The 11642-nt window shown below is 49.0% G+C and carries 8 protein-coding genes and 1 tRNA gene; 6 read left to right on the plus strand and 3 right to left on the minus strand.

Features of this window, described 5'->3' with window-relative positions; all coding sequences use genetic code 11:
* Positions 1-19: 19 nt before the first annotated feature.
* Both tatC and AB1757_00355 read left to right on the plus strand, forming a co-directional pair.
* Complete coding sequence (gene tatC / locus AB1757_00350; protein ID MEW6125483.1) at positions 20-1078, plus strand: twin-arginine translocase subunit TatC; 1059 nt, start codon at positions 20-22, stop codon at positions 1076-1078.
* Between the two features lie 156 nt (positions 1079-1234).
* Entirely contained in the window at positions 1235-2908 is a 1674-nt protein-coding gene (locus tag AB1757_00355; GenBank protein MEW6125484.1) for a GWxTD domain-containing protein, read from the plus strand.
* Positions 2909-3040: 132 nt separating this feature from the next.
* Here AB1757_00355 and AB1757_00360 read toward each other — a convergent pair.
* Positions 3041-3115, minus strand: a tRNA-Glu gene (locus AB1757_00360).
* 165 nt (positions 3116-3280) lie between these two features.
* On the opposite strand from AB1757_00360, the gene glnA reads away from it, so the two are divergent.
* Positions 3281-4690, plus strand: coding sequence for a type I glutamate--ammonia ligase (glnA, locus tag AB1757_00365; protein MEW6125485.1), 1410 nt, complete (start codon positions 3281-3283; stop codon positions 4688-4690).
* A 108-nt stretch (positions 4691-4798) separates the two neighbouring features.
* The gene (locus AB1757_00370; GenBank protein ID MEW6125486.1) at positions 4799-5275 is read left to right on the plus strand and encodes an LEA type 2 family protein; all 477 of its coding nucleotides are present in this window, start codon (positions 4799-4801) and stop codon (positions 5273-5275) included.
* A gap of 38 nt (positions 5276-5313) precedes the next feature.
* Here the strand turns inward: AB1757_00370 and AB1757_00375 are convergent, their stop codons facing one another.
* Together AB1757_00375 and AB1757_00380 are read right to left on the minus strand one after the other, a co-directional pair.
* Positions 5314-6519: a PilZ domain-containing protein gene (locus AB1757_00375; protein ID MEW6125487.1), complete on the minus strand. Its 1206-nt coding sequence runs from the start codon at positions 6517-6519 to the stop codon at positions 5314-5316.
* 138 nt (positions 6520-6657) lie between these two features.
* Positions 6658-7995 carry a PilZ domain-containing protein gene (locus AB1757_00380; GenBank protein ID MEW6125488.1) on the minus strand — a complete coding sequence of 446 codons (1338 nt, stop codon included), beginning with the start codon at positions 7993-7995 and terminating at the stop codon, positions 6658-6660.
* Positions 7996-8277: 282 nt separating this feature from the next.
* On the opposite strand from AB1757_00380, the gene AB1757_00385 reads away from it, so the two are divergent.
* Positions 8278-9921, plus strand: a complete 1644-nt coding sequence (locus AB1757_00385; GenBank protein MEW6125489.1) for a hypothetical protein — start codon at positions 8278-8280, stop codon at positions 9919-9921.
* Between the two features lie 47 nt (positions 9922-9968).
* Positions 9969-11639 (plus strand): carboxypeptidase-like regulatory domain-containing protein, encoded by a 1671-nt coding sequence (locus AB1757_00390; GenBank protein ID MEW6125490.1) that lies wholly within the window; start codon positions 9969-9971, stop codon positions 11637-11639.
* Positions 11640-11642: the final 3 nt, after the last annotated feature.

Genomic DNA, 11642 nt, shown 5'->3' on the forward strand with positions numbered 1-11642 from the left:
TGAATCCTGAATCCTGATTATGGCTACAATCTTTACAGAAGAAGAAAAGGACGTGATGGAAGAAGAGTCGAGTATGTCCTTTCTGGAACATCTTGACGAACTTCGCAGTCGGTTGATTCGCATCGCGGCGTTTGTCTTGATTGCCTTTGTGGTGAGCTGGTTTTTTTCTGACCGCATTTATAAATTCCTGCAAGTTCCGGTGCTCAAGGCAATGGTTGAAGCCAAGCGCGAATATGCGAAAAAGCTGATTGGCGCGCCGATTCAGGCGCTTGCCGATATGCCCGATGGGGCAGAGATTTTTTTTGCATTTCCCAAAGAGTTCCGTTTAGGCGAGGTGTTAATCCCGCCAGGCACCAGCATTCTGGTTAAAGTGCAACGCGATGACAATGGTTTGATTCAATTGCTCACCACTAAACCCTGGATAGTGAATGAAAATACGATTTTGAAAGAAGGCTACGTCCTGCCGCGCGAATTTTATGATTCCTCGAATGTCTATCTGGGGCTGGATAATCAACTGGTCGTCGGCAATGTGCAAGGCGCATTTAATCTCTACATAAAAGTTGCTTTTTTTGCGGCGATATTTTTTGCCGTGCCGTTTATTCTGGTGCAAGCCTGGGGATTTATTGCGCCCGGACTTTATCCGCATGAAAAAAAATATGCCATGCCGTTGATTATCATGGCATCGGTCTTTTTCATTTTAGGTTGCGCCTTTGCCTATTACATCGCCTTTCCGCGCGCCGCGAATTTCCTGCTAGGTGTAGCTGCGCAAGGCGATTTGCGCCCGCTGGTCACGGCGGATGAATATTTCGATTTGATTATGACGATTACGCTGGGACTCGGCGTAGTTTTTGAAATTCCTGCGGTGACTTTTTTTCTGGCGCGGTTAGGGTTGGTGAGCCACAAATTGCTGCTCAAGGTTTGGCGAGTGGCGATAATCGTCATTTTTATTGTTGCAGCGATTTTATCGCCGACCACAGATGTGCCGAACCTGTTGGTTTTTGCCGCGCCCATGATGCTGCTCTATTTTTTCAGCGTCGGCATTGCCTGGGTTTTTCATAAAGACCGCCAAAAGGAATAATGAACCGGCGAAATTAAGGCGCAAGTCGCTTGTCGCTGAGGCGTTCTAAGATTGACCGCGTGAAAGTAATCAACGTAAACTAAACCTTTAATTGTACCGCTCACACAATCCGTGGATGACCGCATGGATTGCTGATTTTGAAAGGAGTTTGAATCTATGAGGAGTGATGTCAATCTCTTCAAAAAAATCTGCTGCCTGACGCTGGTTCTGTTTATCGCCGTTGGCAGTGCCCCAACCATTCTGGCTCAAGATGATAAGCCCAAAAAAGACTCGAAAGAGGGGAAACGAAAAGAAGAGTTGAAAAGCGTTTATAAACGCTGGCTCGATGAAGACGTGACCTACATTATCACGGACGATGAGCGCAAAGCTTTCAAAGCGCTCAAGACCGACGAAGAGCGCGACCAGTTCATCGAACAATTCTGGTTGCGCCGCGACCCAGACCCCGATACGCCCGAAAACGAATACAAAGACCAGTATTTCGAGCGCATTCAATATGCCAACGAACATTATGCTTCGGGAATCCCCGGCTGGCGAACCGATAGAGGGCGCATTTATGTGATGTTTGGCAAACCTGACCAGATAGAATCGCATCCGTCGGGCGGCTCTTATGACAGACCTTCATACGAAGGCGGCGGCTCGACTTCAACTTATCCTTTTGAAATCTGGTGGTATCGCTACATCGAAGGCATCGGCTCGGATATTGAAATCGAATTCGTTGACCCGTCGGGTTCAGGCGAATACCGCATTGCCCGCAGTCCCGATGAAAAGGACGCGCTGCTTTATGTGCCGAATGCCGGGTTGACGCTTTCTGAACAGTTAGGGATGTCAACCAAAGCCGACCGCATCACTGGCGGTTTCGGTGGAGGAGACGGGCGCAGTCGCCTGTTTGGCACACGCGCCAAAGACCAACCGTTTGAGCGGTTGCAATTGTGGGCGGATTTGCAAAAACCGCCGCAAATCAAATACCCTGACCTGCAAGTCAAAGCTGAACTCCCGGAAATCGCTACGGACATTTTGCCGTTCAGCGTGCGCACGGATTTCTTCCGCATCAGCAACGAAAGCATTGTGACTTCGTTTACCGTGCAATTCGACCATTCCGATTTATCGTTCAAAAACCAGGGCGGACTGTACACCTCGTCGGTCAATATGTATGCGAAAATCAGAGCCTTGGCGGGTAAGAATGCCGGGACTTTTGAAGATAATGTGACCACAGGCCGTTATACAGAAGAACAGTTGCCGGTTGGTCAAAGCCTGCGTTCGATTTATCAAAAGCATGTGGTGTTGCCGCCGGGGCGTTACAAAATCGACATTGTGGCGCGCGACATCGTGAGCGGTAAAACCGGCGTCCTGCATCATTCCTTTGAAGTGCCGCGTTATCAGGAATCGCAACTGGCAACCAGCACGGTGGTCTTAGCGACCTCGATTGAACCGGTCGATAGCAAGAAACTGCTCGATAATAACGCGCAGTTTGTCATCGGACGTTATAAAGTGAAACCGTTTGTCAGCGGCATCTACAAACCCGGTCAAAACCTTGCGGTGTTTATGCAGGTTTATGATGCGGAGATGGATCAGGCGACTTTGCAACCGGCAATTAAAGTCGAATATGTGATTTTAAAAGACGGCAAAGAGATTGCCACGATTGCTGAAGACGGCAAGAGCCAACTCGGTAAAATCGATATGAAGGGACAACAACTGACCGTGATGCGCGCCATTCCGCTCAAAGACCAACTGGCGGAACCCGGCTCGTACACCGTGAAAGTCAAGGTAACGGATTTGGTTCGACAAACGACCATCACCCCGCAAACCAACTACACGGTAGTCAATCGCTAGTTTCTTTACTTCTTTAAGCCATAAAAAAGTGGGACTACAGTAACGCAGTCCCACTTTTTTTATGGCTTAAAATGTAAAAGGTAGAAATGCCCTGACCCGCATTTCTACCTTAAATCAATATGCGAATAATAGTAGTTCGTACGGGATTTGAACCCGTGTTTCGGCCTTGAGAGGGCCGCGTCCTAGACCAGACTAGACGAACGAACCTAAAGTCAAATAAACGACCCCTATTTTACACATCGCATAATGCCGCTGCAATCTTTTTATAATCCGCCTTTTCTTGACACTCATTGCAACGGGGTTTTATGCTGACTCACTAAAAGAAACAGCGATTTTCTTGCCGTTATTATTTAATCACTAGGAGATTTTCGGATGGATTCCAAAACCGTTCTGCGATTCGTGGTTGACGAACAGGTGAAATTTGTCGATTTGCGGTTTACCGATTTAATTGGCGCGTGGCATCACTTGACGATTCCCATCAGCCAATTCAAAGAAGAGACCTTCGACTCGGGCATCGGCTTTGACGCATCAAGCCTGCGCGGCTGGGCAACGATTAACGAATCGGATATGTTGCTCATTCCCAGTGCCGACCGTTTCTGGCTTGACCCGTTTTTTGAAGAACCAACGGTCTGTATGTTCGCCAATGTCGTCGACCCGCTCACCAAACAAGGTTACGAAATGGACCCGCGCGCTCTTGCCATTCGCGCCGAAAATTATCTCAAACAAACCGGCATCGCTGAATACAGTTATTTCGGACCCGAAGCCGAATTTTTTATCTTCGACCATGTCAATTTTCATAACGAAACCCACAGCGCCGGTTATCATTTTGAATCTGCGGAAGGCATCTGGAATTCCGGTCGTCGCGAAGACAACCTCGGCTATCGCATACGCCATAAAGAAGGCTATGTGCCGGTGCCGCCGCTTGATTCGCTGCATGATTTGCGCTCGGACATTGTGCAAAATCTGCAATCCGTGGGCATCGAACCCGAAATGCATCACCACGAAGTCGCCAGCGGCGGGCAATGCGAAATCGATTTTCGCTTTTCAACCCTGCTGGGCACCGCAGACAACGTGATGCTGTTTAAATACATTGTCAAAAACACGGCGTTTTATTACGGCAAAGCCGCGACCTTCATGCCCAAACCGATGTTTGGCGACAACGGCAGCGGCATGCATTGCCATCAGAGTTTGTGGAAAGGCGATAAACCGTTGTTTGCCGGCGAGGAGTATGCGGGAATATCACAGATGGCGTTGTATTATGCGGGCGGCATTTTAAAACACGCGGCGGCAATTGCGGCATTCGCTGCGCCGACCACCAACAGTTACAAACGACTGGTGCCGGGTTACGAAGCGCCGGTCAATCTGGCGTATTCGCGGCGCAACCGTTCGGCGGCGATTCGCATTCCGATGTACTCGCAATCGGGCGCGGCTAAACGATTGGAAGTCCGGTTTCCAGACCCGTCGTGCAATCCTTATCTGGCATTTTCGGCAATGTTGCTTGCGGGACTTGATGGCATTCAAAACCAAATCGACCCGGGCGAACCGCTCGATAAAGACATCTATGATTTATCGCCCGAAGAGTTGAAGAATGTGCCGACTTTGCCCGGTTCACTTGACCGCGCCCTTGAGGCGCTCGAAACCGACCGCGACTTTTTACTGAAAGGCGATGTGTTTACGGAAACGGTCATTGACCGCTGGATTGCTTATAAACGTCAAAAAGAGGTGGATACGGTGAGAATGCGCCCGACGCCTATGGAATTTCAATTGTACTTTGATGCTTAATGAAAAAGTTGCAAGGTAAAAGTTCAGATGCAAGGTGGCGATTAGTTGATGCGACGCTACAGTAAAACAATAATCAGGCTTTTCAGTTTGCTGTTATTGAGCAACTTGATGACGTTTGCTCAAACCCATCAATCGACTGAAGCGAAACCGCCGCAAGTTGAATTGCAAACCATCCGCTACGATAAATTCGATTTCTGGAAAAAGACCATTGATGTGATTGCGGTCGTCAGTGTGAAAAATCAAACCGCGGCGCTCAAACTGCAAGACGTTACCTATAAACTCAAACTCAATGATAACGCGGTTGCCGAAGGCAAACACGACAAGGATATTGAAATTCCCGCAACCGGCGAAGTGGAAATCGAATTGCCGTTTACCGTCGATTTAACCAGCATTCCAGGCGTCGCATGGGATGCGATGACCGAATCATTCACTCTGCGTTACGAAATCGAAACCGAGTTTACCGTGCCGCTTTTCGCATCGCTCAAACACACGCAAAAAAGTTCCTTTAAAGGCGATTTGCCTATTGGCGAAGCGGTTTATTCGCTATCGAAAAAATTCAAAGAAAGACTGTTTGGCAAACCTTAAAGGCGAAATCGTCAAAGGCGAAATCGTCGGGTTGCCGCTTATGCTCCGAGACGCGATTTGGCTTTATTTAAAAATTGTATGGAGAGGCGCTCCAGTCCATCTTTTTCCAGGAAGCGAGCGCGCACAACCGCCAGACAGTGAAAATCTCTATCCAAACAATTCACCTTAACGAATTCAAATTCGTCGGGGACGAAGCGCGCAAGAATGCGCATGCCGGTGGTGCTGACGTCTTCCGTTGAGGTGTCTTCTTTCATGACCAACTCGAACCCTTCATTGTAATACTCAAGCCGGACGCGCTCCTGACGGTTAAGGCGCGGTGTACGGCGACGTTCAAGTCCAGCCCAACTCCTGGGTTTGAAGACCGCCCAGGGGCGTTCGTTAAATCCCGGCGGCGGTTGATTGCCAATGAATTCCAGCGCCACCGTGCGGATGCCTTTTTTCGCAGGTTCAATGCGACGCACTAAAACATAGAGGCTGAGTTCTGCGCCGGTGTAACCTTGCGGACGAAATTTCTCCAGCACCGGCATAGTAATGTGCAGGATGGTTCCCGTGCGAATAGGTTTATGCAAAGCGACGCTCAGCCCTGTGCGGCTGACATCGAGGCTTTGCGTCTGTTCGACCCATTTGACTTTGTTTCTTCCATAACCGGTCACTTGAACGGTAACCGAAATGGGCGAACGTTGATTGCGACGGCGATTGCTGCCAGCGGTTGAGGGAGCCGCGTCGGAATGCTTGCCTGGCGATAAAGCCTCTGAACTGCCTGTCCGTTGCGAGTGATTTTTTTGCAGCTTTCCCGAATCGGCGGTGCGAAGCGCAACGTTATGTTCTTCGGTTAAAAGTGAATGGTCGGTCGATGCCAGGGATGCGCTTGCCGGTTCGGTCAGAGCTTCAGATGGTGATTGAAGAGTAGAGAGTACCGTATCGTATTCAGCGCGTTTTCCGGGTTCAACCAGAAATGAAAAGGCGAGCGAGACTTTGCGAAAAGCCTTTTCCACTTCAAATATCGAATGATGCGACAGGGCATCGCGCAGGTGGCTTGCGGGATAAAGGATATGCAGGATGTTTGTATATGCCCGCACAATGTCTTCATATGAAGCTGCGGGTTCAAGCATCAGCGTTTGATAATGGGTTGACGCCTGTTGAATCTGTTCCAAACGGTTGTGTAAGGTGTTCAGATAATTTTCTTCAGGGATGAATTCTGCAACAGGATTTACGTTTTGCGTGCGAGTGGAAAACTCCGACATGCCATACCTCCAACTCTCTCAATCTTTTTTATCGTCACGGGGAAGCGAGTAATCAATGTTATTCCGTTTCAGCAACTGACGCTCGCCTCAAGCAAATCGGTTATCAGCAGGCGAAACGCGGAAAAATCCAGACAAAAACTAAATTACCGGGTTGAGAAACTGAACGCACAGGCGTTCCAATCCTTCCTTGCCCACAAACCGGTTGCGCACCAGCGCCAGGCTCTCAAAGTTGCGGGTCAATGATGTGACCCTGATCAAATCGAATTCAAAGGGCGCATATTTAACGAATATCCGCATTCCCTGACCGCTGACGTTTTCGGTTACGGTCTCTTCTTTGGCGAGCGAACGAAAATTATCATCGAAATATTCAATGGAGACCTTCTCCATGCGACTCAACCGTTTTTCTCTACGCCTTTCAGTGCCGTTCCATTGCTGGGTCTTGAAGGTTGTCCAGGGTTTTTCCATATACCCTTTGGGCGGATGTTCACCGATAAATTCCAAAGCGATAATCCGTTGCCCGTTTTGTATCGGGTCAACCCGACGGACAATCGCATAACTGTTAAAACTGGTTTCGGCAAAGCCATGCATTCGCAGTTTGGTGGGCAGCGGCAGGGTTAAATAAACCACATTGCCGCAACGCACGCGGCGGCGAACTTTCACACTCACGCCGGTGCGGCTGACATCAACGGTCTGCGTCATTTCATCCCATTTTTTATTGTGCTGGTCGTACCCGGAAACGCGCGTCGGCAGTGCCATTTTAATGCGCTGATTGCGCCGCCGATTGCCATCTTTCCACTCAGAGGAATATTCGCTGTATGCCTGTTTGCCCGATGTAGCCGGATTGACCTGAAGGGGGTCGTCGGCAGGGGTTGAATTTATTCTGGGTTTAACCGTGAAAACTTTTTTCGACGCCTCTCCCGGTGGCGCTGGCAGCGCCGCAGCCGGTGTTGCAGACGCAATCGGTGGTGTCGGCAAAAGGTTTTGCACAGGCGCGTGTGAGGGTGGCGATAATTTGGGCGCCTTCAACGCCGGCGCAGAATGAACCGGCGAGAGGGGGGGATATTGCACGGCTGTCTGTGCTGCGGGCAAGCTTGAATTGAGCGGGCTTTTGGCATTCATAATCAAAGCGCGTTGATATTTCTTTCTTTGGTGAGCATTCGCCAGAGTGGAAAATGCTTGCGAAGCTTTCACGAAGGCTTTATCCATCTGCTCAAGCGTCGCCTGCGGGATGGAGGTGCGCACGGTTTGCACCGGATAGAAGGTGCTGAGCATTTTATAATAGGCGTGCAGGACATCATCATAAGAAGCCGATGGGTCTAAACCTAAAGTTTCAAAATGCGTCGAGGCGCTTTCGACGCGCTCCAACAGGCGGCTCAATTTCAAATGGTATTCGCTCAGTTGTTCAACGGTATACTCTTTCAAGAGTTCGTTACCAGGCTCTCTGGTCGAAACAGAATTTAACATTTTGTTAGACACGTTATCTTCTCCGAAAAATGTTCACTGCCGATTTTGCCGACGGAGGTTGCGGCGAGAAGCTAGAAAGACACCCCAATTATCGGGTGAGATGAGAAATTGTCAACAGTTGTCTTTTGCGGTTTAACTGGTTGTGTAGCGCAAATAATAGCGATAAAATTTGCACCCATCGCGGCAGTCGAGCGTTCAAACCCACAAGCCTTTTCCGAAAAAAGGCGACTGAGTTAAGGTTCACCGAGGTCAGCTAAGAGACCTTGTTCCGAGGTTTCTTAAACGGAGGCAAAAATGAAACCAGCCATATGGATTGCAACCCTGATCGTTGTTTTATTGTGTATTGCCCAAAACACCCCTGCCCAATCGAAAGACGCCAAACCGACCGGCTCCATCAGCGGTCAGGTGACAATTGATGGCAAGTCCTTGTCACATTTCACTGTCGGGTTATTTGCAGGTGTTTTTAGCTCCCGCCAAAATCCATTAATAACAGTGACAACCGATGAAGAAGGACGCTTTCAATTTTCCGGTATCGCGCGCGGTAATTATCGAATCATTCCACTTACTTCTACCTTCATTGCCGAAAACAACCCCAGACATCCTTGGGAAGCCGGAAAAGATGTCGCCATTAACGACGGCGAAAGGATTGAAGAGATCAATTTTTCATTAAAGCGTGGCGGCGTAATCACCGGTCGTGTTACGGATGCAAACCAACAACCGATTATTAAAACCTTTGTCAGCGTTTGGCGATTCGAGGAAAAAAGCAAACAATATCAATCGCCTTTTGTTATCTTCGATTCATCAATCTATGAAACTGATGATCGAGGTATCTATCGGATTTACGGATTACCGGCAGGGCAGTATAAAGTTAGCGCGGGTTCTTTGCCCCAGGGCACCGCTGGCATATCCTCGGCTGCCGGTTACATTCGCACGTATCATCCCGACGCTACAGATGTCTCAAACGCTAAGGTGATTGAATTGGCTGAGGGGGAAGAGGTATCAGCCGTTGATATAATTGTCGCACTACCCGTGAAAACTTATGCACTAACCGGACGCATCATCAACGCCGAAACGGGAAGCCCGGTTGCCGGACAAACCTACGGCATTTTGCCTTTAACCGGGAATGATGCGTCCAACAGTTCTCCATACGTGGGTTTGCTCAGCAATGCAAAAGGTGAATTTCGTATAGATAGATTATTGCCCGGTCGTTATGCAATTTTCCTGGTGAATAGCGATAACTCCGAATTTTACGCGGAGCGCACCCTGTTTGAAGTGAAAGATGCAGACGTGAAAAACCTTGAAATCAAAGCCTTGCGAGGCGCAAGCATCAGTGGCACAGCAGTGGTTGAAGGAACATCTGACCCGAATATTTTAGCGCAACTCCAGAAGCTGCAAGTTGGTTTATCGTTGACGCCGAGACCTTTGGATATACGTTTGGGAGTGAATCCGATTGCTGTAGACGGCAGTTTTCGCATCAATGGCTTACCTGCCGGTAAAGCCGAAGTTCAGGTGCGCGGCGCTCTGAACGAGAAGGGTTTCACCCTGATGCGTATCGAACACAATGGGGTTGAGAAGAAAACCATTGAAATTAATAAAGGTGAACAGATAAGCAATGTGCGGTTGGTTTTGGCCTATGGTACGGGAAACCTTCGTGGACAAATCAAAGTCGAAAATGGCCCATTACCGAAAGAAACCACTTTCCTGGTGCTGGCGGGTCTTAAAGGTGAGGAATCTTTTAACCCGCGTTGGCAAGCGTGGGCTGATGCGCGCGGCTTCTTCGTCCTTAACGGAATGCCGACGGGTGAATATGAGATAAGAATTGTGCCCCGACAATCTGATGTACGAATGCGAACCTTAGAGGAAGTTGTGAGAATCGTGGGCGGCGAGGAAACTCAATATACCTTCACTTTTGACGTATCTAAGCAATTGGTGAAATGAAATCCTCTAAAAAATTGCTCCTGCAATTTTGCGATAGGAGATACCAGATGACCATTTTCAAACGAATTTTGCTTATCGAACTATTCTTCATTGTTAGTGTGGCATTGGCATATTCACAAGTGTCACAACGTGAAACGAAACCTGTCGCAACCGGTTCCATCAGCGGTCAGGTGACAATTGATGGTAAACCGCAGGCAAACGTGATGGTGGTTTTGCAACCCGCCAATTCTTCATCCTCACAGGCATTCATCAGAACCCAAACAGATAGTGAAGGGCGTTATCGTTTCTTGAATGTTGCGGCAGGCTCCTACGCCTTAGGCAACATTACGCCGGGATTCATTTCCAGCGACTCTGTGAACGTGAATCAAGGTAAGCGCCTCATCCTTGATGAAGGCGAAGCCATTGAAGGGATGGATATTTCATTAAAGCGCGGCGCTACGATTACGGGACGCATCGTGGATGCCAATCAACAGCCGATTATTGAAACAGTGGTCTCCTTACTACGAATCAATGAGCGTAGTCGCGCTACTCAATATTACTGGACATATAACAATAACAATCCCTTTGCTCATCACACGGACGACCGGGGCATCTACCGCATTTATGGGTTGCCCTCTGGTCGTTACAAAGTAAGCGTCGGACGCGCGGTGAATGATGGTTCTCTCAGATTCGAGCAGGGAGGTAATTATCAAAAGACTTTTTATCCCAGTGTGACCGACGAATCGCGCGCTCAAATCGTTGAAGTCAAAGCGGGCGAAGAGGTCGCAGGAATTGACATCACCGTGGGCGCAGTTTTGAAAACCTATTCAGCAACCGGTCGCATCATTGATGTCGCAACCGGCAAACCACTGGCAAATATCGCTTATGGTGTGGGCGGGATGACAGATAGACAGACACTCAGCGGGGCTGCGTATGGCGGAATTCGCTCGAATGCTCAGGGTGAATTTCAACTGGACGGATTATCGCCCGGTCATTATGCGGTGATGGTCTGGAATGACGGTACACTCGAAGGGTTTGCCGAACCGGTGCTTATTGAAATCGCCGACCGCAATGTAAGCGGGTTAGAACTGCGCGTGCATCGCGGTGCCAGCATCAGCGGCGTCGTTGTGGTTGAAGGCACCAACGATCCGGCAATTCTTGGGCTTTTGCAAAGCATCTGGCTGCGAGTATCGGTAACGCCCCCGGCGTTGGATTCATTCGGTTCCAAAATTCCGACAATTAATGCTGATGGCAGTTTTCGCATCAGCGGACTTCGCGCCGGTAAAGCGCAAATCATTGCTACTTCGATTCAACGGGATTCAAAGCTCTTTCTTTCGCGCATTGAACAAAACGGCATACCGCAAAAAGAGTTTGACCTCAAAGCTGGCGAACAGATCACCGGTGTGCGGTTGATTTTTGTTTATGGAAACGGGGTGATTCGCGGACAACTGCAATTTGAAAACGGCGCAATGCCCGAAGGCGCGCGTTATGTGGTTTATGTGAAGCCGCTCAATCCATTGGTAAAAACCAACTTCATATCGGCTGAGGTGAGTGGGAGTGGAAAATTCATCTTTGAAGCGTTGCCACCGGGCGAGTATGAACTGGAACTGCAAAACGTTTCACCAAATCAACCCAGACCCTCGCAGTCGATTAAGAAAAATGTGACGGTCACTAACGACGCGGAAACTTCAGTCATCTTCACGCCCGACGCCAAAGTGAATGAGGACAGAGAAGAATAACCC

The organism is Acidobacteriota bacterium, from assembly GCA_040754075.1.
Classification (GTDB): Bacteria; Acidobacteriota; Blastocatellia; order UBA7656; family UBA7656; genus JBFMDH01.